Genomic DNA, 21,962 nt, shown 5'->3' with positions numbered 1-21,962 from the left:
TTACCATCGTCGCAGTGCGTAGTACACCATGCCCACCGCGGCCGTCGCCGTCACGACCAGAATGGTGTGTGCCGGCAGCGATAGGGCCAGCAGGGCACAGGAGACCGCCCCCAACGCCGGGATGATGCGAGGGTAGAGCCGCTCTCCCGGTCCCAGCTGGAGGGCGGACAAGTTCATGATGCCGTAGTAGACCAGCAGCCCCAGACTGCTGGCCTCCAGCGCCGGCCGGAGGTCCAGCACGCTGGCCAGGACCAAGAGCACCGCGCCCACGACCAGGACGGCCCGGCGCGGGATGCGGTCCTCGCCCGACAGGTGGGCCAGCCAGCCCGGTAAGTCGCCGCCGCGGGCCATGGCGAAGGTCAAGCGGGAGAGGCCCCAGATCTCCGTGAGCAGGACGGTGACACTGGCGACCAGGGCCCCCGCCGACAAGAGGGTGGGAGCGAAGGCGGGGCCAGTGACGGCCACGGCCTGGCGCAGAGGGGCATCGGCCTCGCCGAAGCCGTCTGCGCCCAGGGCGCCCAGGCCACCGGCGGCCACAGCCAGGTAGAGAGCCAGGGTCACGGCGACGGCCGCCACCACGGCCTTGGGGAGGGTAGAGCGCGGCCCCTTGACCTCTTCGGCCACGGTCACCGGCCGGGCGTAGCCGGAGTAGGCGAAGAAGAGGAGCGCCCCGGCCTGCAACAACCCGACCGCGCCGCCGGCCAGGAAGGGCTGCAGTGCAGGAAGCCGGAAGGCGGGTAGCGTCAGAGCTACGAACGCGACCAGGACCGCCAGACTGAAGCCCACCAGAGCCAGATTGGCCGTGGCGGACACGCGCACTCCCGCGGCGTTGAGCAGCACGCCCAGGAAGATCAGCGCCGGCCCCACCCAGCGCACCGGAACGCCCATCAGCGGTTGGAGGTAGGCGGCGAAGGTGAGGGCATAGGTGGTCCCGGCAGCGACGGCGGCGAGGAGGAAGACCCAGCCGGCCAGGAACCCTACCCAGGGACGGAGGAATTCGCGCCCGAACTCGTAGGCTCCGCCGGCGCGGGGATCCGTGGCTCCTAACTCGGCGGAGCTGAGGCCGTTCAGCATGGCCACCAGGGCGCCGATGACCACGGCCAGGACCAGCGACCCCCCGGTGGTGGCGGCAGCCTCGCCCAGGGAGACGTAGACACCCGCCCCGATCATGGCTCCCAGAGCGATCCCGGTCGTCTGGGCTAGACCCAATCTGCGCACCAGTTGATTACCTTCGCCCACCAACGAGGCCTCCCAACCCACGTGAGAGCGGTGCCCATCGCCGGTGCCGGCCTCTTCGGGCTGCCGAACTCGATGCCGTGCACTGTCAGGACATCCGCCTAGATTCCGGTGCCGGTCTTTGGTCCGGCGTCGCCATTGTACACGGGGCGCGGCAGAATGAGGATAGGGGTGCCCTCATTCGCCTTGTCGCCCCGCCCATTCCCGGCTATCGTTGTCTCATTGCAGCTGTGACCAATTGGAGGCAGATCCAATGAGACCCAACCGCCTGCGCCAACTCCTGGACCAGGACAGGCCCAGCATCGGCACCCACGTTCAGATCACCTGGCCGGCCGTGGTGGAGATCATCGGCCAGACTGGCATGTACGACTACGTGGAACTGGTGGGCGAGTACGCGCCCTATGACCTCTACTCCCTCGAGAACTTCGGCCGCGCCGTAGACCTGTTCGACGACTTCAGCGCCATGTTCAAGGTGGATCAGGAGCCGCGTGCCTACCTGGCTCAGCGGGCCATGGGCTGCGGCATCCAGAACCTGCTCTTCGCCGACGTCCGGTCGGCCGAGGATGCCCGCCAGTGCGTCCGCATCGTCCGCGCCGAAACACCGGAGACCGGCGGCATCCACGGCGCCAGCATGCGCCGCTCGGTGGGCTACCTGCTAGAACCGGGCTCCCCTGCCTTCGTCAAGTCCACGGTGGATGCCGTGGTGGCTCTGATGATCGAGAAGAAGGGGGCCATGGATGAGCTGGAGGCGATCCTGGCGGTCAAGGGCGTGGACATGGTCCAGTTCGGCCCGACCGACTACTCCATGAGCATCGGCAGGCCCGGGCAGGGATCGTCTCCTGAGGTATGGGAGGCCCAGGTCCGCATGATCAAGAAGGCGCTCGAGATGGGCGTAGCGCCTCGGGCGGAGATCGGTTCGGTGGAGCAGGCCAAGCGTTTCCTGGACCTGGGCGTCAAGCACTTCTGCATCGGCACCGACCTGGTCATCCTGTCGCAGTGGTGGAAGAAGAGCGGCGACGACCTCCGCAAGCTGGTCGAGACTGCCTGAGGCAAAGGGGGATTCCATGGACATCAACCGCATATCCTGCTGCTCCTATCCCATGCGGGACAAGGAGCCCGAGCACGTCTTCCGCGCCTTGTCCCAGGCGGGCTACAGGAAGGTGGACCTCTGGGGGCGTCTGCCTCACTTCGACGTCACCGACCCCTCCTACGACTTCGACGCCGTCATGAAGCTGTCGGAGCGGTATGGGGTGAGGATCGCCAACATCGGCTCCTACTGCGGGGGCGGCTTCGCCAGCGACGACGAGGCGGAGCGAGAGAAGGAACTGGCGGATACCAGAAAGGTGCTGGACGCTGCCGCCCGTTGCGGCGCCCGATCGGTGCGTAGCGTGCTGGGTCGACCGGAGGCTCCCGAGCTACTGGACCGAATCCTGCCCTACTACCAGCGGGCCGCTGAGTACGCCGAGCAGAAGGGCATCTACATGGGAGTGGAGAACCACGGCGGCCCCGTGAGCGGCAACCCCGAGTTGCTGGCCGAGTTCTTCAGCCGGGTGGGCAGCAAGTACACCGGCGTTCTCTACGAGCCCTGCAACCTCATGGTGGCCGGGGTGGACTACAAGCAGGCCTTCGACACCATGAAGGACCACATCACCCACATGCACATCAAGGACTGCTACCCCATCGAGGGCAAGATGCGGGTGGTGTGGCTGGGCACCGGCCTCATTGACTACCGCTGGGTGGTGGCATCGCTGGAGGGCATCGGCTATACGGGCGACTACCCCATTGAATACGAAGTGCACGACGAGCCCCCCGAGCAGGGCATCGGCAAGTGGCTGGACTGGTTCCTGAAGGTATAGGGAAACCTCTCCCCCGGCCCCTCTCCTGAAGAGAAAGGGGAGTGCGTCTCCCCTTCCTTTGCAGGGAAGGGGGGCTGGGGAGCTAGGTTCCCTGAGCCCTCCTCGTCAGCACCTCGCGCAGGCGGCGGGCGACGACAACCTCTTCTCCGTCCTGGAGGTTATCGGCGTAGACGCGGATCTCGCCCTGGGTGAAGCCGGCGAAAGCGTAGTTGTCGGGCGTCACTACCCGCACGGCGATGCGAGGGCTTCCTTCCAGTAGCTGCCGAGCCGCCTCGGCGTAGTTCAGGCCGATCGCTTCCACGTTCCAGCTGATGGCTGCCAGGGGCACCTGCTGCCCGATGCCGTACGGGGTGCGGCGGGCCACCTTCACGTGGTCCAGGTCGGACAGGGCATTGACCACGTAGTTGACCCGCCGTTCCCACACTTCGGCTTCCTGCGCATGGTCCTTGGTGACGTACAGTTCCACCGCCTTCACCAGGCCGACGATGTCCTCCTTGCTTGCCTTCATGGGGCGTCCGATGCCCATGTGGGGGTTGTCGTTCAGGCGGCAAGCCTCCACTAGATCGGCTCGGCCCAGGATGAGCCCGCTGCCTTGAGGGCCGCGGATAGCTTTGCCGCCGCTGAAGGTGACCAAGTCGGCACCCAACTCAACGAACTGGGATAGGTTGGTGACCGGGGGCACCTGCGCCGCTGCGTCCAGAATGAGAGGCACTCCGGAATCGTGAGCGATACGGGCCGCATCCGGTAGGGGAAGGGCCTCGCCGAAGCAGAACCATGACAAGGTGTAGTAGACGGCGGCCACGTGGTTGCCCAGTGCGTCGTCCAGCTCGGCGGCTCCGGGGCCCACCTCGACGAAAACGCCCCCGGCCTGGCGCAGGGCTTGGTCGAACGGGTTACGATGGGCCCGCTGGATGACGAAGTGGTGCCTCATGCCGGTGGTATCCGGCAGTTGAGCGATCTTGGCCCGATCGCTCCCGGCCATGCAGGCGGCGGCCATCAGGGCAATGCCCGCCGCCGCACCGTTGCAGACGTGAGCCGCCTCGACGCCGATCAGCTCAGCGATTCGACGGCCGGCTGCCAGGTGCAGTTCATCCATGTCGACGAAGCTGCGAGCCGCTGCGGCCATGGCCTCCACCACTTCGGGCGGCATCAAGGACCCACTCAAGCGCGTAAGGGTGCCGGCAGCGTTGATGAGAGGCACTATCCCCAGTTCTGCGTACACGTCCATGCAATAGAGCCCCCACGGGGACAGCTTCGACCCGCCGGCAAGTGTGTCCACGCCCTGAGCGTGGGCGCACAGCTGCAAGGAGGAGAGAGCCGCGGCGGATCGGTTGAGCCCTTCTAGCAGCCGCCGTGCGCGCTGTCAAAACAGCAATACAACGTTGATGACGTGGCTCTCACGCCCATCACCACTGATCCTCTTTTGACCTCTTTCTGATCAGTGCCAATCGGCGCCTTACCAGCGTTCTATCGCGGCGGCCAGGGCGTTGGAGAAGCGGGGGAGGAAATGCTCGCTGCGGCCGGACTCATCTCGAAGGAGCTGGGGCTGGTTGGTGAGCAGGACGCAGCCCAAACGGCTGTCGGGGTCGGCCCAGTACATGGTGCCGGTTGACCCGACGTGTCCGAAGGTGTCCGGCGAGACCAGGTCGCCGAAGTAAGCTGCTCCCAGCATGAATCCTAGGCCCCATCGCCGGCTGAGCCCCTCCTCCGACCGCACTCCAGGCATGCCCGCCAGCTGATCGCGCACCATGGCCCGGCGGGCTGCCGGGCTGAGCGGCCCCGGCAGGTCCCCCAGGACGTGCCCAAGGAACCGGGACAGGTCCGCGGCGGTGGAATGCAGCCCACCCCAGGGGGCCCCGAAGTCGCGCCAGTAGATGGTATTGAAGTCATCGCCCACGTCCCTGCTCTCCGGGGGCAGCCTGAGAGGCAGGCACAGAGCCGAGTGTTCCAGCCCGGTGGGTGGCATCCCCAGGACGCTGCTGTCCATCCCAAGGGGCAGGAACAGGCGCTGCTGTAGGTAGTCCCTCAACTCCATCCCCGTCAGGCGCTCGATGATCTCCCCCAGGATGAGGATGCCCATGCTCTGGTAGCTGACCTGGGAGCCCGGCTGGAACAGAGGAGCCAGCTCGCACACGGCCCGCACAAAGTCGTCTTTGGGGGCTTGCCGCCGGCGCAGCTCCGGGCTCTGAGGCAGCTGGTCGGGGAGCCCCGAGGTGTGAGTCATCAGGTGGCGAATGGTCACCCCCTGCTTGCCCTGGGCGCCGAACTCGGGAATGACGTGGGCGGCCGGCTGATCCAGACACAGCTTCCCCTGCTGCAGGAGCAACACCGCCCCGGCCACCACGATGGGCTTGGTGAGGGAGGCGATAAGGAAGGTGGTGTCCGTCTCCACCGGTAAGCTAAGGGTCTCCGGGTCGCGATAGCCGTAGGGCGCCAGCCGGACCAGCCGGCCACGACGAAAGACGGCCACCACCGCTCCGGGCACGAAGCCGGAGTCTACCCGCTCTCGGAGCAGGCTCAGGGCAGCCTCCAGACGTTCGCTTGAGAGGCCCAGGTCCTCAGGTGCTGCAGACATAGTTGGGTGTCTCCCCTAAGCTAAAGGGCGGTGGATGTGGTGGCGACCACATCTCCTCACTTGCCGTCTCGCTTCCTCGCCATCCACTCCACCGTCACGATATCCTGGACCCCTTCGAACTCGGGGTCACCTGTGAGGACAATGCCGCCGACCGCCTGGGCGGCCACGACGGCGAAGGCATCGGCATAGGAGATCCGGTGGTTGGCCTTCACATGAGCGGCAGCCAGGACTTCCGGTCGCCCGGCGGGCACTATCCGAATGGGCAGATCGTCCAGCATGGCGAGAACCGCCCGGGCGCGGCCAAGACCGAGTTCCCGCTCGGTGATGTACAGCACCTCGCCCACGTTTATGATGGACGCGAAGGCTCGATATCGGCTGTGCTCGGCTTGGGCCAACACCAACTGCACTTGCTCAAAGCCGGGCTCCCCGCTCAGATAGGCCAGCAGGGCGTAGCTGTCAAGGACGTACGAGCGCGATTCAGTCGTCACTACCGAGCTCGGCCCGATGCTCGGCCAGTAGAGCCTCAGTCAGCGAATGCTTGGGCTTGAGCATGCCGGCTCCCTGACGCACTGGATCCTTGGCAACAGGCACCAGGGCGAGGACGCCACCGTAGTCCACGATCCGGACTCTGGAGCCGGGCTCAATGCCGTACTTGCGACGTAGTTCCGCCGGAATCACGATCCATCCCTTGCTAGAGACGGTAAGAACCGCCATTGGATACTCCCGTGTCGAACGTTATACCCACGGGTCGCATTGTATAACGACCAGCCACCGTGCGCCAGAGTGCCGGTGCGCTGGAGGCCCCTCTACGCACTCTCCAGAGCCCGGCCGGCGCGCACCGTCAGCACCGCGGTCAGGCGCCGGGATAGGACCTCGGTGACGCCTTCGCAGTCTCTCATGGGGAACTCGCCCTCCTCCATCCGCAGTACGGCCACGTCTCCGCAGGCGCCCTCGCGGAGCGTGCCGATCTCGCCCTCCATCCCCAGCATCCGCGCCGGGCCGGCGGTGGAAAGGCGGACCACCTCCATCAGGTCCATCCCCAAGTGCAGGAACTTACTCATGACCGACGTCATGCCGTAGGCGGGGCCGTTGATGCTGCCGGTGTGAACGTCGGTGGAGATGGAATCCGGCAGGAAGCCCTGCTCCAGGGCCGCCCGTGCCACCTCCCAGGCGAAGCTGCCCGAGCCGTGACCGACGTCGAAGAGCACCCCGCGCTCTCGGGCCTCCCAAGCCTCCGGTCGAACCTTGTTGCCGTGGATGACCAGGCATCCCCGGCGTCCTTTGTAAGCGTGGGTGATGATGTCCCCCGGCCGCATGACGGGAAGAATGGCCCACAGCCCCGGCGGCGGGACACCGATGTGGCACATGACTGGGAGGCCGGTCGCCTCGCCCACCTCGCGGGCCACGCGCACCGGCGTCAGGTCGTTCTGGCCCACCTGGAGCCCGCTAGCTAACACCTTGATCCCCTTAATGAGGTCGCGGTTCGCTTCCACCGTATCATAGGCAGCGTCGGCATCGAAGTGCTCGGCGTTCTTGTGGGCACCGCCGTAGGCGGTGAGGCCGGGAGTGGATACATTGAGGTAGGGCACGATCCTGACCGTAGAGGGCTCGATGAGGAAGCGGCGGAATCCGGCGAAGTTGGCGGCGCCCGCGGTACCGGCGTCGACCCAGGTGGTTGTCCCGCTGCCGGGGGCGTGGCGGTCGGCCTCCAGGCTCAGGGAACTACATCCCCAAAAGACGTGAGTGTGCATGTCTATCAGGCCGGGAGTCACCAGGCAGCCGGAAGCGTCGAAGGAGGGCGCCCCCTGGCCGTCTAGGGCCGGCGCAACCCGGGCCACGCGGCCGCCAGCCAAGGCCACGTCGGCCCGTTCGTCCCTCCCGACGGAGGGATCCAGGATGCGGCCATTTCGGATCACCAGGTCGTAGCTCATCGAACCCCCCGCGATGCTAGTGTGTTGTCCAGTGTAGGAGCTCATAGCCGCCTTGCCAACAGCATCCCGGAACCACTGCAATGGCCGGGACGTTTTGACATAAGAGGCGGCTAGCGGGACGGAGGTATGGCGGCCCAGAGTGTTCCCGCTACCTCACTGCGGATGAGCGCTGAGCCTGGCGGTCTCCGCCTGGGGTCCGCGCCTGGGCTCGCTAGCGGTAGCTTCTCGGTCAACCGACAGGCGTGGATGTCCCAGTGAGTGTATAATCGTGCTTTGAGGCTTAGAGATTCCGACATGTTCGTAGGGTGACTGCCATCGGTTGGCTGACCTTGGCTTGCTCTCCGGACCGGCAGCGCAGACTGAGCAGCCTAGCACAACTGGACCGATTGGGGTTTGAAGTGACTGACACACAGAACCGAGTTGGGCTTGAGGTCAGACTGGCTCTGCTGCGCGAGATGCTGAACCGACAGGCTACGGCCGCGGCAGTTTGGTCTCCTAACGGGGTCTTAGTGGAACACAACCGCTCCTTCGCCAGCCTGGTGGGCCGGGAAGGCACGAACCTCGCCAGCCTGAGTCTCAGCGAAGAGCTGCTCCGACCTGCCGACGTTGGAGTGCTGCAGGCAATCCAGGAGGAGGCCCTGGGGGCGGGGAAGGCCGAGGCCGAACTGGTGCTGCTGACCCCTGCGGGCGAGGGGCTACCTGTCCGGGTCGAGGTCGCCGCCTGCCCCGTTGGGGATCAGGTCTTCTACTGCGGGGCTTTCGAGTCAGCGTCGGATACCGGTGCCAACCGGGTACTGGAGGCGCTGGCGCGGGCGGCGCTGGCAGTTGATCTGACCGGTCGGATCACCTACTGGAACCGCGAGGCAGAGAGCCTCTACGGTCTGCCTGCCTCTGAAGCTCTGGGCCAGCACATCTCCGCTTTGCTCCCGAACCATCCTCTGGCATCTCTACCGCCGGCAGTGGCAGATAAGGACCTGCTGAAGCAGCTATGTGAGGAGACGCTCGTCCACCTGCAGCTTACCGGCGACGCCTCACGCACCGTACGTCGCGCTGCGGTTTCGATCCTGGGCAATGCGGGGGAGCCAGTGGGCGTGTTGGACCTCGCCTGTGACGCTTTGGACCAGATCGCGCCCCGGACTCGGCAGGACATCGAAGTGGCCCTGGAGGCGGCACGGGAGTTGGTGGTGGCGGTGGACCGTGAGTACGTCGTGACCCTGGCCAACTCCGCCTACCTGCACTACCAGCGCCGGGAGCGCCAAGAGGTTGTGGGCCGACGCGTGGGGGAGGTCCTAGGTTCACAGCTATTCGAACGGACCTTGCGCCCGTTGCTGGATCGTTGCTTTCAGGGTGAAGAGCTGCACTTCGAAATGACTCGTCACTATGAGCATCTGGGGCGGCGTCGTCTCCTGGTGTCGTACTACCCGGTCAGCGATGCGTCAGGTCAAGTGCGTCGGGTGGCGGCAGTTATTCGGGATGTGACCGGGCAACACGCCACTGCCTACCGGCGCCGGGCGTCGGTCCAGCTGCTTGAGCTCCTCAACTCGGCTTCCTCGGTGGGCGAGCTCATGCGCGGCGTCACTGCCATCCTCAGGGGCGCCGCCGGATGCCAGATGGTCGCCGTCCGCCTGCATAGCGATGGTGATTACCGCTTCATCGCTAGCGAAGGCCTCAGCTCGGAGTTCATCCAGGCCGAGGATAGCCTGCGTTCCGCGACCACCGGGCAGGCCGCGTGCGGGAGGTCCGGTTCCTTGGACTGCATATGCGGAGCGGTGATCGAAGGGCGGCTCAGACGCGGCTATCCCTACGTGAGCGAGGGTGGGAGCTTCTGGACTCCCAGCATCAGCGACTTGCTGCATACCACTAACCTGCAAGAGCTGGAGGGGCAACTCCGCGGCCGATGTGTCATAGAAGGCTTCGAGTCTCTGGTGGTGGTTCCCCTGCGGGCCCGCGAGGCGACGGTGGGCGCGCTCTATCTGGCCGATCATCGGAAGGGCATGGTTGATCGCGAGGCGGTCTCCTTCCTTGAGGGTTTGGCGGGCAGCCTGGCAGTGGGGCTAGAGCGGCTGACGGCAGAAGCAGCCCTTCGGACCAGCGAGGAAAGATACCGGGCCTTCATGGGTGCGTTCCAGGGCATCGCCTATCGCGGCGGGATGGACTTCGTCCCCGAGTTCTTCCACGGGGCAGTGGAGGCCATTACCGGCTACACCGAAGAGGAGTTCACCGCCGGGTCCCCTCGATGGGATCAGGTCATCCATCCGGAAGACCAGCCGCGGGTGCTGGCCAGCGCCCAACGCTTGGTGTCAGAGCCTGGCTTCAGCGACCAACGGGAGTATCGTATCCTGCGCAAGGACGGGCAGGTGCGGTGGGTGCAGGAGTTTATCGCCAGTGTTCCGGACCCAGCGACGGGCAGGCCCTATCGGGTTCAGGGGACCATCTATGACATCACCGAACGGGTGCGGGCCGGGGAGCGGATCGAGGCGTTGGCTGCCGACCTGGCTCGCGAGCGCGATGTTCTGCAGACCATCATGGAGAACACCCAGGCGCAGCTAGCCTACCTAGATCCGCAGTTCAACTTCGTGCTGGTCAACTCAGCCTACGTGGCCGGGTGTGGGCACTCCCGGGAAGAGCTGATAGGCCGCAACCACTTCGAGCTCTTCCCCAACGAGGAAAACCAGGCCATCTTCGAACGGGTGCGGGACACGGGCGAGGCTGTTCGCTTCTCGGAGAAGCCCTTCACCTATGCCGATCAGCCGGAACGGGGGGTGACTTACTGGGACTGGACCCTGGTTCCCGTCAAGGACAACCGGGGAAAGGTCCGCGGGCTGGTGTTCTCGCTCCTGGAAGTGACCGAGTCGGTGCTAGCCCGGCAGTGGGTGGAAGAACTGGCCCGTCAGCTCCAGCGCCGTGCCAGCGAGCTGGAGGCGATCATGGCCGCCATCGCTGATGGTCTGATCGTGTACGGCCCTTCCGGCGAGATAGTGCGCATGAACGACGCCGCCCGGCACATGCTCCACTATCCAGAGGGCGGTCCTCAGGCTCCCCTGGTTCGGCGAATTGAGGCGCTGGACCCGCGAGGCGTGGACGACCTGCCCATCCCCCCAGAAGAGACCGCTCCCTATCGGGCGCTGCGAGGGGAGACGGTCCAGTCCGAGACGGTGTCGGTGCGTCCGGCTGGCTCGCGTCGGAAGCTTTGGCTTTCGCTGAGTGCCGCTCCCATCCGCGATGCCGAGGGCCAGATATGGGGGGCGGTGGTGACCTTAAGTGACGTGACCCCTCTGAGGGAGACACAGATCCACCTCCAGGAGGCGAACGAGGAGCTCCTCGTCCAATCAGAGGAACTTCAGGCTCAGGCCGAGGAGTTGCTGGCGCAGCGAGAGGAGCTACAGAAGCTGGCGCTGGAAATCGAGTCCGAGCGCGCCCGCCTCAAAGCGATCATAGACAACGCCCCCGAGGGCATCATCGTGACGGATCAGGACGGCCGGGTGGTGCTGGCCAATCCGGCAGCGGAGCGCATCTATGGCATGTCGCTGTCAAGCCCGCTTTGGTCGCGGCAACTTCCGCCGCTTCATTTGCCTGATGGATCGCCTCTGGCAGAGCAGGACAGGCCACTGACCCGCTCGGCCAGGGAGGGCGTCTCTCTCCATGGGGTGGCAGTGCAGTTCGCCCCTCCCGATGGGCCGCGCCGAGACCTACTCATCAACAGTGCCCCCATTCACGGCAGTGACGGCAGCATCACCGGGGCAGTGGCAGTAGTGCAGGACGTCACTACCATACGCGAGACTGAACGACAGAGACAGGCACTGCTGGAGCGAGTGCAAGCGTCTGAGGCGCAGTTGCTCGCCACCAACCTGCGGCTGCGTCAGGAGGTGTCGGAGCGAACCGAGGCAGAGAAGAAGCTGCGCCGCTCACAGAGACTCCTGCAGCGGACTTTCGACGCTCTCAGAGACGCCATCTTTGTCACTAGTGCCGATGGCGATGTGATTCTGGACTGCAATCAGGCAGCCTGTGATACCTTCGGCTACCAGCGGGAGGAGATGCTGGGCAACAGCATGGGCATGCTGCACGTAGATGAGGGAGCCCACGCGAGCTTCTGCCGCACTCGAGACCAGGCGGTGGCCGCTCAGGGATTCCTCATGCTGGCGGAGTTCCCCATGCGCAGACGAGATGGCAGCGTCTTCCCCTCCGAACGTGTGGTCACGCCCCTGGATGACGAGGAGGGCCGGCGACTGGGATACGTGTGCTCGGTGCGCGACGTCTCCGAAAGGCTCAAGCTGGAGCAGATGAAGTCGGAGTTCGTGGCCAGTGTCTCCCACGAGCTGAGATCGCCGCTGGCCGCCATCATGGGCTACACCGAGATCGTGCTAGACGGCGGCCCCGGGGAGCTGAGCCCGCTTCAGAGGGACTTCCTGGAGACGGTCTACGAGAGCAGCCAGCGACTGGAGTGGCTCATCAACGATCTCCTGGATGTGTCCCGCATGGAAACGGGGCGCTACACGCTAAAGAAGCAGCAAGTCGCGCTCCCCGAGGTGATAGAGAGGGCGGTGGAGCAGGTTCGCCCGGCGGCAGCCGATAGAGGGGTCACCCTGGTGCTGGAAGTGGACCGAGCCCTGCCGCCTCTGGTAGCGGATGCCAGACGCTTGGGGCAGGTCCTGGACAACCTCTTGGGCAATGCGGTTAAGTTCACCCCGGCTGGCGGGCGGGTGACGCTAGTAGCCAGGCCAGACGAGTCGGGGGTCGTAGTCGAGGTACGGGACACCGGTATTGGCATACCGGAGGAGGATCTGCCCCGGGTCTTCGAGCGCTTCTACCGGGCCCGGAACGTGGCCGGGGAAGACAGAGGAGGCACCGGCCTGGGGCTCTACATCGTCCGCAGCATAGTGGAAGCTCACCAGGGCACTCTGGAGGTGGAGAGCAGGCTCAACCGCGGCAGTACCTTCCGGGTGCACCTGCCCCTCTCCTCGTGAAGCGAGCTGTGCGCGCGGCGCCGTGCCACAGGAGCGAAGGACTCAACCAGACCAGCGAGGAGGGCTTCCTCCGGCCCCCGCAGGTCCCGCCATTTGCTACGGGGCAGGCCACCGTGCCTGCCCCAGGAGCGGCCTGGAGAGGAGCTCCGTGCCAGCCGAGACCGGCTCAAAGAGGAGCGGAAATGCGGTCGGAGCCAAGCCTGTGGCGCCAGTCGGCGACGCCTGCTCCGGCGCGGAGGAGAGGCCTGGCTCCCGCAGACCATGGCACCTTGGCCTCAGCCGCCGGACGACTGCTCCGCCCTGGCTTTCAGGGCCTGATTCATGGCCTCCAGGCCCTTCTGCGTGGCGTCCACCGTTCCTTTGAGGAGAGGCAGCAGCAGCCCGCGGAAGCTCTCCTGCTGGACGACGCGCGCCCGGCCGCCATCCAGAGGCTGGATGCTGAGTGCGTGCTCGCCTTCGAACAGGCCTCCGATTCCCCATAGCCGCCCCAGCCATCGCAGTTCGCGGTTCCGTTCCGTCCTGAGCACTCGCGGCTTGAGGGTCATGGCGCGCCCACCCGGCGGTTCTATGCGGATGCTGAGGCGTGCGTCCGTCTTGGCGACCCCACTCGCCCGGGTGATGAAGGGGTTCCACTCGGGATAGGCGCTGAAATTGGTGAGAATCTGCCAAATCCGGTCGGGAGAAGCGTCAATCTCGATCTCAGAGCGGACCTCTTTCATGGGAACCTCCTGTCTGCCTAGGGCCTCGCCCCCGTCGCTGAGGGCGCGACCTCAGCAATGCCGATAGCAGGTGGACATCCCCAGTTGCGGGCCTACCGTGTCCGGTCCATTGCCGGATCGCCGGCATCCTCGCGGCCGAGCTTGCCAGGCTGTCGGTGAAGCGACCTAGAGCTTCAGCAGTCCCACCTCCTCACTCAAGCCGCGTCCGGCCAAGCCTCGTCAGCCGCCCCATCCTTCTCCGACCGGCGGCGGCACCAGAGAGCCGACGCGGGATTGGGCCAGTCTACCATGCCTACATCTCTTCCTGGAAGGTGTGGCGGTGCCGCCGACGCGCGTCCAGCATCGCCCGGCGGATCACCTCGTGGACCTCCACCGGATCAGAGACATTGCGCAGGACTGCGTGCGGACGGGCCGGGTCGTGGCTGTGGATTATGATGTCGCCCAGATTGAGCAAGCGCTCGCCTAGGGTCTGTTTGTGGTCTATGTCCTGCAGCCGCGCCAGCTCGATGTCCTGGCGGTCCTTCCCCAGCAGCCCTCGGGTGATCCGGATGCGTTCTGAGGTCACCAGATAGTGCTCCACCAGCGAGAGGAACGGCCGCCCAGCCCACAGTACCGTCTCTCCCTCGTCCGTCGGGGCTTCATCGGCCGAGGCCCCCTCGGCTGACAGACCATCCAACACCTCGTCCACCGCCACCAGCACCCCGTCGGTGATGGCGTCCACCAAGACCTGTAGTTGGTCGCTGGGTATAGCCGCCAGCTCCACCCCACTCTGAGCGACGGACTGCCAGATACGCGCGGAGACTTTAGCTCTCACCTCTTCCACTGACGCCATGTGCCCCCCATGAGTCGGCATCGCTCCCGGCACCCTCTACATATGGAGGTACCCACCGACAGTACCATGATAGGGCCAAAGGCAAGGCGCTTCAACTGGAGTCACAGCCCAGAATCGCGGGAAGCATTCGCCCCAGCAGCACCGCTCAGGGACTCCAGTGCGGTCAGGCTGCCGAAGCAAGCCCCGATCGCGCTCCAGGTACCTTCGCTCGCGAAGCGCCCGCGCTCACACGCGCTGTCTCCGCGTGCCTACCACGCCTGGGCCGCTGACTCCTCAAGTGGCACCTGAGTGCTATCGCCTCCCCCTCCCAACTGGGCAGAGAGCCTGCCCTGACAGCCTGTGAAGAAGCCACCTGACTCGGGTGTGCCTCACAGGACTGCCTGCCCAATCCACTCGTCCCCTCGGTCCCAAGCTTCTGCCAACTGGGGGCGCAGCCACTCAAGCTCAGCGAGGCGAGCCCGGGCAGAGCAGCAGCCCGCCACGACCCTCTCGCGCGTGGGCGCGCGAACTCCTCGAGATTTGGCGAAGCGCGGAGCCCGTCCGGCCGGCCGAGCAAGGTGTTGCGGCCTGGTGCGCGCAAGCCACTTCCGAAGCGTCGGCATCCTCAGGTACTCACGCGGGACCGTTTGGTGCTGGGGCCCTTGCGCGCCTAGGCGCGCCAACTCCTCGGGCATCTGCGAGCGTGGGCCTGGGAGAAAGCCACGCAGGCCGGAGTGCCGCGGCCCGACTTCCAGTGGTAGGGCAGGCGCACCCCCGCCAGGCGCGCGTACTAGCGAGGCTCGTCTTCCTCCATGAGGGTGTCAGGAGGTTCGCGGCGCCAGCGCCGCCCCGCTTCATACCCGGCCCGATACGCCTGCCAGGCATCGGGCTCGTGGCTGTGACTGAAGCCGTTCTCGCTGGGCAGGCCCATCTCGTCTATGCCGTCGTGCACCCCGGTGATGAACCACTGGCGCAGTCGTTCTTCGCCGGCAAACGTCTCCGGCACCTCGATGCCTTCGGGCAGGTAGTCTCGGTTGCGGCCCATGTTTGCCACCTCGCTGACACTTCCTCCCGTACCGGAGGTGTGGCCGGGGCGGATCTAGCGATAGCGCGACGTCGATTGCCACATGTCGGGGTTTGGCCCCAACCGAGCCTTGAGCCCCTGGGTCGCCTGGTCGAGGCGATCCAGGACGTCCGCATCCAGCTTCAGGTCGGCTGCCTGGGCGTTCATCCGCAGCTGAGCCGGACTGCCAGCGCCGGCCAGTACCGAGGCAACGCCAGGCTGATGCTGTAGCCAGGCCAGAGCCAGGTTGGCCATGGGCTCGGCCAACTCGTTCGCGATTCGCTCGATCTCGGCTATGGCCTCAAACGTCTCCGCCTCCACCCCTGGCTCGCCGTGGCGCACTCCGGGACGCTCGCAGGAGTAGAATCGGGTGACAGCGCGGCCCTGAGGCACCTCGTCAGCGGTCCGCCATCGCCCGGTGAGCAGCCCCTGAGCCAGAGGGCTGTAGCACAGGATGCTCACGTCGTTCGCCAGGCAAAGGTCCTGGATCTCGTACTCGATAGCCCGCCACAGCAACGAGTAAGGCAGCTGATTGGACTCGATCCGCCCTACCGAGAGGGCTTCGCGCAGGTCTTGGGGCCCGAAGTTGCTCACTCCGAGCGCCCGGACTTTGCCCTCATCCCGCAAGCCCTTCAGAGTCGCCAGGGTCTCTTCCATGGGGACCTCTCGGCTGGGCCAGTGAATCTGGTACAGGTCTATGTAGTCGGTCTGTAGCCGGCGTAGGCTGGCCTCGCAAGCGCGCCGCAGGTCCTCGGCAGCCAAGTGTCCGGAACTCACTTTGGTGGCTATGATGGCCTGTTGACGGCGCCCGACCAGGGCGCGGCCCAGTACGGCCTCCGAGTGACCATCGCCGTAGCCTTCGGCGGTATCGAAGAAGTTGACCCCCACCTCGAAGGCAGTCCTGATAGTCTCGATGGATCTCCCTTCGTCGCGGTCGCCCCAGTAGGGACCACCTCCGAACGCCCAGCAACCCAGGCCTAGAACGGAGACGGTCAGGTCGGTGCGCCCCAATCGACGGTACTGCATTAGCTGCTCCTGCTGATGCCAGGGTTGGCCGCATTGTATCAGGGTGAGGAAGCGCCTGCCTAGGAACGCGGAGGATCGGAGAACGAGGTTCCCGATCCTCCGGCAATACTGGTGGTGCGGGTTACTCCTCCTCGATGCCGGCGAGGACGCGCTGGCGCACTTCCTCCGTCATCTGCATGTCGTGCGCCTCGCGGTTGTGTCGGGCGATGTCGGCAAGGACCTCCTCGTCCGTCTCGCCTCGGGCAACGTAGTCGCAGTAACCACACTGAAAATGCTTGGCCATCACTAACTCCTCTTTCTTGTTGGTTATCGTCCGGACACTAACGGAATACCAGAGGCAGACGCGTGGTCCGCAGGTTGGAGACCAGCAGAAGCGATACCGTGACCGCCTGGTTGTTCTCCAAGACGATACCTCCGTCCGTGGCGGTGGCCTGCACACCTACCGGACAGGTGGCAGTGGTACCAGGCGTGGTGCCAGGGAGAAAGGCGCTCACGACACTGAAGGTGATGGTCTGTCCGGCCGTACCCACCAGGCGAGAGGCGTTGAGCCAGGGGCAGGCGCCCATCACCGCGATCCAGTTGAAGGAACCGCTGCCCACGTTCTCTATCGCTATGGTCTCCGACGTGCCCCTTGCCGCGCTCAAGTGATAGAAGAGGCTGACGTAATCCGGAACCCTCAGGCGCGGCCGAAGCTGGACGCCCGGTCCGTCCAGGTTAGCGGCGACGAAGTTCCGCCAATAGGGCCCGTTGCCCACAACGTCCGCGGTGCCCCCGCCGGGATAGTAGTCCCAGACTCGCAGAAAGGTCCCGTTGCGCTCCACCAGCATACGCTCCGGCCGCCCATCGCCGTTGGCGTCGCCCAGGCGGAGCACCGGACCCCACAGGTTGTCGCCGATGAGAAGCCGGTCCTCTATGCCACCGGCCTCCGCGGGCAGGCGAGGGTTGAGGGTGTAGATGGAGGCACCGGCCCCGGTGGTGAGGGCAATCACTTCGGGCACTCCGTCGGTGTTGATGTCACTCAGCCTTATGTCTACCGGCGGGTCAGTGAATCCCCAGCGGGCCACGTCGGTCCAGGTTGAGACTCCAGTGGGGTGGATAGCCAGCACGGCGGCGGGCACACCATCCGAGAGGGCAGGCTGCGGTCGGAGGAGCACCAGTTCCGGGGTGCCCACACCGTCAATGTTGCCCACTTTGGCCCTAGTCCAGCTGGATAGGGTACCGATCTCGGCCTGGAAGTGGGTGACGGTGGGAGCCTCGCCATCGTTGACGATGATGATGCGGCCCTCGCGGGCCAGAATGACGTCGTCCGCGCCGTCGCCGTCGAAGTCACCTACGTCTAGGTCCACGAAGCCGCCGGCGGTAGGCAGGTCCCATAGGGGGCTGGGTCGCCACTGGCCGGTGCCGGGGTCGAACCCGAAGGCGACGATGTGGGCCCGTATGATGCCTTCATCGGCGGTACGTATGGCGACGATCTTGTCTCGCCCATCGTGGTTGATGTCGCCGACGGCCACGTGGGTCCAGACGTTGGGGCTGACGTTCACGGAGAGATTCGGCAGTTGGGGCTCGCCAGCGCGCAGGGCCACCGGGTCCCACACGTTGAGGATGGGTCCAGGCTGGGTGACCGCCAGTCCGCCGATCACCACGATCTCCCGCCGACCATTGCCGTCAAAGTCTCCGGCGGCCACGTCGTAGTAGGGCCCGCCGAAGATGTCGTACTTGCCAGTGAGATCCGCTGTGCCGGGCTCGACGGCGAAGTCTTGGATCACAACACGGCCGTCGTTGCGGTTGATGAGGACGACCTCGTCGGCCCCCTCATGGACGGCGGGCTCCAGCGGGGCATCGGTCTCGGCGTCCTGCGCCACGGCCCCCAGCGGCGTAGCGGCGAGAGCCAAGATGAGAAGGCCGCAATAGAGACGAATAGCACGGGAACGGACAGCATCGACAACAACATTGGCGCGCATTTCCAACTCCTTCGCCTTACGACACCGAAGGCTGACATCACGCTGTCGGCTAAGCGCCACACCTCAGGATCGGCAGGGATGGGTCCTGAGACGGCCACTGCCGCTCAGGTCCTTCGCTGCGCTCAGATTGCGAGAGCAGGCCCCGGCTGCATTCCAGCTCCACCCTCTCTAGGAGGAGTGCGCGCCCACGCGCGCCATGCTTCCACCGGCCCATCGCGCCTGGTGCACCCTCCGTCCGAGGAGTGCGCGCGCCCACGCGCGCTATACTCCCACTTGCTCGCCGCGCTTGGCGTACCTCCGTCCGAGGAGTGCGCGCGCCCACGCGCGCCATGCCTCCACCGGCTCGCCGAGCCCGGGGCGCTCACTCCTCAGGAAGGAGCTGAACCACATCGCCTTGTCCTCGTAGCCGGCCGAAGAGCGGGCCCTGGAGGCCTGTGTAGAATGCGCTTACGCGGGTCTACTCCCTGCGACTGCCATCTGAACACACTCGTTCCGCCGATCCTGAGCTCTCATAGCTACGTGTTGGGAACACTATAGGGAAAGCAACGCAGGCTGTAAAGGCGCGCCTTCAGGAGCCATGAGCTAACCCCGAGGCCGCTGTCGGATGCGGGCTCCTGCCATCCCCGGGGCAGGAGTGCCCCTCCTCTGGAACCGGACGCGGTCAACACATGACACGAAGTGTGGCATAATGGCAAGCGTTGGTCTGCAGCGATTGGTCTGGAGGTGTGGCATGCAGAGAAGACCCGACGGCGTGAGCATAACCGCTATCTACCACTTCGTGATGAGCGCGCTCTTCTTCCTGGGCAGCCTGGCCATAGTGCTGTTTGCCGTGCTGCCCATCCTCTTTGCCGCCAACGACCCGGGGGCAATCTTCGGGCTATTCGCAGTCGGCTTCGGCCTGCTGATCGCCCTCATTCTGGCCGTGGCCTACTTGGCGGTGGGCATCGGTCTCTGGCAACTGAGAGACTGGGGTCGGTGGGGAGCTATCATCCTGGCGGTGATCTCACTGCTGGGCTTCCCCATCTGGACCGTCATCGGGGCCCTGATCATATGGTACCTGCTCCAGCCGGAGGCAAAGCAGGCCTTCGGGGCGGCCTGAACGGCGGGCCGGGGCAGCCGCCGTCCTGGGACACCTTGGGGCGCAACCGCTCAGGATCGGTGGCTGGGCGCATTCACGCGCCCGCTCATGAACGGCCAGGCCACAGCGAGCCAAGCCTGTCTTGGCGGCCTGGCCGAGTCTCACTACCAGCCGGGAGCCTCCCCGGTATGAAGCACAGGGGCCAGCTCCGCCTCCTAGTGGCTCGGGGCTCGATATCGTCAGAGGAGTTCGCGCGCCGACGCCCCACTGAGCTCCAACAGCCTGCGTAGGCATCTGGATGCTGCCGCACCTGGGGGTGCTGACTACCCAAGAGCGGCCTCAGCCCGCCGGGACGCCGTCGTCTTGCTCCCCAGGCCGACCGGACTGCTTGCCTTGCCGGCTCTAGCTCCGGGGTGCTCCTGAGTACCGCAAGCCGCGGTGCGGCAGTCTGCCAGGCCACGATGCACCATGGTGCGGCAGGGCAAGGCGGCGCCCCTACCAGGATGGGCGCCTCTGCGTCAAGGGCGGAACAGCAGAGGACCTGAGCGGGATCGCCCAGTAACGCCCTTTGCTCGCTTCTGGTAGGGCTTTCTCACAGTCGAGCCAGCAACCACCGCCGGCCAGCGAGCAGGCAGGGAACAGAGGCGATGTAGCCCCCGATAGCGCCCAGCCTGGCTCCGATAGTCATCTCTGGTGGCCTGCCCCAGCACTTCGACAACGCCCTAGCCTTGGGGCGAACCTCGTGTTCGCCCGCAGTGTCTCCGGTACCCATCTCTGGTGGCCTGCCCCAGCACTTCGGCAACCCCCCAGCCGTAGGGGCGAACCTTGTGTTCGCCCGCAGTATTCTCCGGTACCCATCTCTGCTGGCTTGGCACAGGACTTCGACAACGCCCTACGCGTCTGGGCTCTACGTTGAGCCGTGGGGCTAATATGTGGTATGATCAAAGTTAAGACCGCGGCAGGGTGAAAGCGTCTTTGCCCCGCGTATCCTGGTCAGTTAGGGGGTGAGATTTACATGCGCGTAGAGCGTCGCCCCGGCGAGTCCCAGGAGCAGCTGCTCAAGCGGTTCCGGAAGCAGGTGCAGCGAGAGAGAATCCTCTCTGAAGTGCGCAAGCGTCGCTGGCACGTGAGCAAGGGAGAGAAAGACCGCTTGGCCAAAGCCAAGGCCGTCCGCAAGGCTCGCCGCAAAGCTCGCCAGGCGGAGGAGCGCCGCGCCCGGAGCTACTAGCCCGGCGCCCTCCGCGAGTACAGATGAACCGGAGCCTACCTCGAGGTAGGCCCCGGTTCGTTCTCTCCGATGCCTCCCAGCGCTTCGGCCACCAGAGCATCCTCCGGCGACATGCCGTAGGCCTGGGAGAAGAAGGACCTGATGCACTGCCTGAGCCGTTCCCCCCTCGGCGGCGGCCCCCCAAGCGACACCCAGAGGAGCCTGCTGTACAGGTGACCCCCGCCCGCCAGAGCTGGCACGCGCAGATGCGAGCGCAGCGGCAGGGGCACAGCGCCGTTGCGCCTGTAGAAGGCGATGCGCCGACTGCGCAGACCCCTCTCCGCCTCCGCCCCCCACTCGTCCGACTCCACCTCGATGAAGATCCCCGAGGCCCCGGGGCACCGGCGCAGGGCGCCCTTCACGTGGCCCAGCAGCGACCGGCCCACACCGCAGCCGCGATGGGCGGGGTCCACTGCCAGGTAGTCGAGGAGGTACACCCCTTGTACCTCTAGGGGGAGGATGAGGGCGAAGCCAACCAGTTTCGAGGGGCCGTGGGCGGTGTATAGCACCGCCTGACCGAGGGCGATCCTTCTTGCCAGGCGGTCCAGGTCCTCCCTCTGCTCCGGAGGGAAGCTGTCCCGGTAGATGGCCTCGAACTGCTGGCGGAGCTCGCCTCGCAGGCGGTGCGAGCGGCGTATGGCGACCGGTGGGGGCACGTGCTCCCGTCCGGCGCCGCCACTTCCCCCTGCCCGCGATCCGCCATCCACTATCGCCACTCTCTCACCGCATCGAAGAGCGCCAGGAGGTTCTCCACCGGCACACCAGCCTGGATGTTGTGCACCGCGGCGAATACGAACCCTCCCCCAGGAGAGAAGGTCTCCATCCGCTCCCGCACCTCCCGACGCACCTCCTCCGGGGTGCCAAAGGGCAAAGTGCGCTGGGTGTCTACCCCACCCCCCCAGAACACTACCTCCTCCCCATAGCACTGCTTGAGCTCCCCCGGATCCATCTCCGCCGCCGAACACTGCACCGGATTCAAGACGTCGAACCCGGCCCGGATGAAGTCCGGCAACAAGGCGCGCACGGAGCCGCAGGAGTGGATGAAGGTCTTCCAATTGGTGTGCTCATGCACCCAATCGTTGACCGCCCGGTGGAAGGGGTAGAACAGCTCCCGGTAAGACTGGGGGGAGATGAAAGGACCTTGCTGAGCCCCAAAGTCGGTGCCGGTGACCCTCACCACGGTGACCCGCTCGCCCACTACCCGATGGATGCGCTCCAAGTTGGCCAGGGCGATCTCGCCCTGACGTTCGAAGACGCGGTAGACGTAGTCACGGCGAGTGACGGTGCTCATGTACCACTCGGCCACGTCCCGGATGCCCTTGGGGTGCTTGAGCCAAGGGGCAGGCACCAGGGCAATGTCCCCGAACCCGGTGCCCCCAAAGTTGGCGATGGTGGCTCGGTCGGTGTCGTCGAAGGCTCGGCGGACAGCTCGCTCCCAGTGGGCCAGGTCCTCTCCCGAGATGGGCCCGAACTCC

The 21,962-nt window shown here is 65.8% G+C and carries 19 protein-coding genes; 5 read left to right on the top strand and 14 right to left on the bottom strand.

The features are described 5' to 3' along the window. Positions 1-1,239: an amino acid permease gene (locus tag HPY83_02560; GenBank protein ID NPV06829.1), complete on the bottom strand. Its 1,239-nt coding sequence runs from the start codon at positions 1,237-1,239 to the stop codon at positions 1-3. A gap of 250 nt (positions 1,240-1,489) precedes the next feature. Here HPY83_02560 and HPY83_02555 point away from each other — a divergent pair, with 250 nt between their 5' ends. Next, positions 1,490-2,284 (top strand): 2,4-dihydroxyhept-2-ene-1,7-dioic acid aldolase, encoded by a 795-nt coding sequence (locus tag HPY83_02555; GenBank protein ID NPV06828.1) that lies wholly within the window; start codon positions 1,490-1,492, stop codon positions 2,282-2,284. Positions 2,285-2,300: 16 nt separating this feature from the next. After that, positions 2,301-3,092, top strand: coding sequence for a sugar phosphate isomerase/epimerase (locus HPY83_02550; GenBank protein ID NPV06827.1), 792 nt, complete (start codon positions 2,301-2,303; stop codon positions 3,090-3,092). An 82-nt stretch (positions 3,093-3,174) separates the two neighbouring features. On the opposite strand, the gene HPY83_02545 is transcribed toward HPY83_02550, so the two are convergent. The 5 genes from HPY83_02545 to HPY83_02525 form a co-directional block, all read right to left on the bottom strand. Then, on the bottom strand, positions 3,175-4,320 hold the full coding sequence (locus tag HPY83_02545) for an aminotransferase class V-fold PLP-dependent enzyme (GenBank protein ID NPV06826.1): 1,146 nt from the start codon (positions 4,318-4,320) through the stop codon (positions 3,175-3,177). A gap of 228 nt (positions 4,321-4,548) precedes the next feature. Beyond that, positions 4,549-5,667, bottom strand: a complete 1,119-nt coding sequence (locus HPY83_02540; protein ID NPV06825.1) for a beta-lactamase family protein — start codon at positions 5,665-5,667, stop codon at positions 4,549-4,551. A 56-nt stretch (positions 5,668-5,723) separates the two neighbouring features. After that, entirely contained in the window at positions 5,724-6,155 is a 432-nt protein-coding gene (locus tag HPY83_02535) for a type II toxin-antitoxin system VapC family toxin (protein ID NPV06824.1), read from the bottom strand. Further along, a complete protein-coding gene (locus HPY83_02530; GenBank protein NPV06823.1) occupies positions 6,145-6,381 on the bottom strand; it encodes an AbrB/MazE/SpoVT family DNA-binding domain-containing protein in 237 nt (78 codons plus the stop codon). Before HPY83_02530 ends, HPY83_02535 begins: the two co-directional genes overlap by 11 nt. Before the next feature lie 92 nt (positions 6,382-6,473). Further along, complete coding sequence (locus HPY83_02525; protein ID NPV06822.1) at positions 6,474-7,598, bottom strand: amidohydrolase/deacetylase family metallohydrolase; 1,125 nt, start codon at positions 7,596-7,598, stop codon at positions 6,474-6,476. 398 nt (positions 7,599-7,996) lie between these two features. Between HPY83_02525 and HPY83_02520 the strand changes: the two genes are divergently transcribed. Continuing rightward, positions 7,997-12,562, top strand: coding sequence for a PAS domain S-box protein (locus HPY83_02520; GenBank protein ID NPV06821.1), 4,566 nt, complete (start codon positions 7,997-7,999; stop codon positions 12,560-12,562). Between the two features lie 275 nt (positions 12,563-12,837). On the opposite strand, the gene HPY83_02515 is transcribed toward HPY83_02520, so the two are convergent. The 6 genes from HPY83_02515 to HPY83_02490 form a co-directional block, all read right to left on the bottom strand. Continuing rightward, positions 12,838-13,281, bottom strand: coding sequence for an SRPBCC domain-containing protein (locus tag HPY83_02515; protein NPV06820.1), 444 nt, complete (start codon positions 13,279-13,281; stop codon positions 12,838-12,840). A 292-nt stretch (positions 13,282-13,573) separates the two neighbouring features. Continuing rightward, complete coding sequence (locus tag HPY83_02510) at positions 13,574-14,113, bottom strand: PH domain-containing protein (protein NPV06819.1); 540 nt, start codon at positions 14,111-14,113, stop codon at positions 13,574-13,576. Positions 14,114-14,882: 769 nt separating this feature from the next. Continuing rightward, positions 14,883-15,137: a hypothetical protein gene (locus tag HPY83_02505; GenBank protein ID NPV06818.1), complete on the bottom strand. Its 255-nt coding sequence runs from the start codon at positions 15,135-15,137 to the stop codon at positions 14,883-14,885. Between the two features lie 54 nt (positions 15,138-15,191). Next, positions 15,192-16,181, bottom strand: coding sequence for an aldo/keto reductase (locus HPY83_02500; GenBank protein NPV06817.1), 990 nt, complete (start codon positions 16,179-16,181; stop codon positions 15,192-15,194). A 121-nt stretch (positions 16,182-16,302) separates the two neighbouring features. Further along, a complete protein-coding gene (locus HPY83_02495; GenBank protein NPV06816.1) occupies positions 16,303-16,464 on the bottom strand; it encodes a DUF1059 domain-containing protein in 162 nt (53 codons plus the stop codon). Between the two features lie 37 nt (positions 16,465-16,501). Then, on the bottom strand, positions 16,502-18,142 hold the full coding sequence (locus HPY83_02490; GenBank protein NPV06815.1) for a hypothetical protein: 1,641 nt from the start codon (positions 18,140-18,142) through the stop codon (positions 16,502-16,504). A gap of 730 nt (positions 18,143-18,872) precedes the next feature. Between HPY83_02490 and HPY83_02485 the strand changes: the two genes are divergently transcribed. Beyond that, positions 18,873-19,241, top strand: a complete 369-nt coding sequence (locus HPY83_02485) for a hypothetical protein (GenBank protein NPV06814.1) — start codon at positions 18,873-18,875, stop codon at positions 19,239-19,241. Positions 19,242-20,229: 988 nt separating this feature from the next. Beyond that, entirely contained in the window at positions 20,230-20,448 is a 219-nt protein-coding gene (rpsU, locus tag HPY83_02480; GenBank protein ID NPV06813.1) for a 30S ribosomal protein S21, read from the top strand. 35 nt (positions 20,449-20,483) lie between these two features. Here rpsU and HPY83_02475 read toward each other — a convergent pair whose 3' ends face one another. Beyond that, positions 20,484-21,203 (bottom strand): GNAT family N-acetyltransferase, encoded by a 720-nt coding sequence (locus HPY83_02475; protein NPV06812.1) that lies wholly within the window; start codon positions 21,201-21,203, stop codon positions 20,484-20,486. After that, on the bottom strand, positions 21,194-21,962 hold a 769-nt coding region (locus HPY83_02470), incomplete at its 5' end, for a methyltransferase (protein NPV06811.1). The genes HPY83_02470 and HPY83_02475, both read right to left, overlap by 10 nt.

This window comes from Anaerolineae bacterium, from assembly GCA_013178015.1.
GTDB lineage: Bacteria > Chloroflexota > Anaerolineae > DRVO01 > DRVO01 > Ch71.
The sequence above is the reverse complement of the archived record's forward strand: the minus strand, read 5'-3'. Positions and strand labels throughout refer to the sequence as shown.

Bases quoted from the DNA above. Each gene is read 5' to 3' on its own strand.
- HPY83_02490 (NPV06815.1), bottom strand. From the start codon at position 18,142: ATGCGCGCCAATGTTGTTGTCGATGCTGTCCGTTCCCGTGCTATTCGT.
- HPY83_02510 (NPV06819.1), bottom strand. From the start codon at position 14,113: ATGGCGTCAGTGGAAGAGGTGAGAGCTAAAGTCTCCGCGCGTATCTGG.
- HPY83_02525 (NPV06822.1), bottom strand. From the start codon at position 7,598: ATGAGCTACGACCTGGTGATCCGAAATGGCCGCATCCTGGATCCCTCC.
- HPY83_02545 (NPV06826.1), bottom strand. From the start codon at position 4,320: ATGGACGTGTACGCAGAACTGGGGATAGTGCCTCTCATCAACGCTGCC.
- HPY83_02495 (NPV06816.1), bottom strand. From the start codon at position 16,464: ATGGCCAAGCATTTTCAGTGTGGTTACTGCGACTACGTTGCCCGAGGC.
- HPY83_02505 (NPV06818.1), bottom strand. From the start codon at position 15,137: ATGGGCCGCAACCGAGACTACCTGCCCGAAGGCATCGAGGTGCCGGAG.
- HPY83_02555 (NPV06828.1), top strand. From the start codon at position 1,490: ATGAGACCCAACCGCCTGCGCCAACTCCTGGACCAGGACAGGCCCAGC.
- HPY83_02550 (NPV06827.1), top strand. From the start codon at position 2,301: ATGGACATCAACCGCATATCCTGCTGCTCCTATCCCATGCGGGACAAG.
- HPY83_02485 (NPV06814.1), top strand. From the start codon at position 18,873: ATGCAGAGAAGACCCGACGGCGTGAGCATAACCGCTATCTACCACTTC.
- HPY83_02540 (NPV06825.1), bottom strand. From the start codon at position 5,667: ATGTCTGCAGCACCTGAGGACCTGGGCCTCTCAAGCGAACGTCTGGAG.
- HPY83_02530 (NPV06823.1), bottom strand. From the start codon at position 6,381: ATGGCGGTTCTTACCGTCTCTAGCAAGGGATGGATCGTGATTCCGGCG.
- HPY83_02500 (NPV06817.1), bottom strand. From the start codon at position 16,181: ATGCAGTACCGTCGATTGGGGCGCACCGACCTGACCGTCTCCGTTCTA.
- HPY83_02515 (NPV06820.1), bottom strand. From the start codon at position 13,281: ATGAAAGAGGTCCGCTCTGAGATCGAGATTGACGCTTCTCCCGACCGG.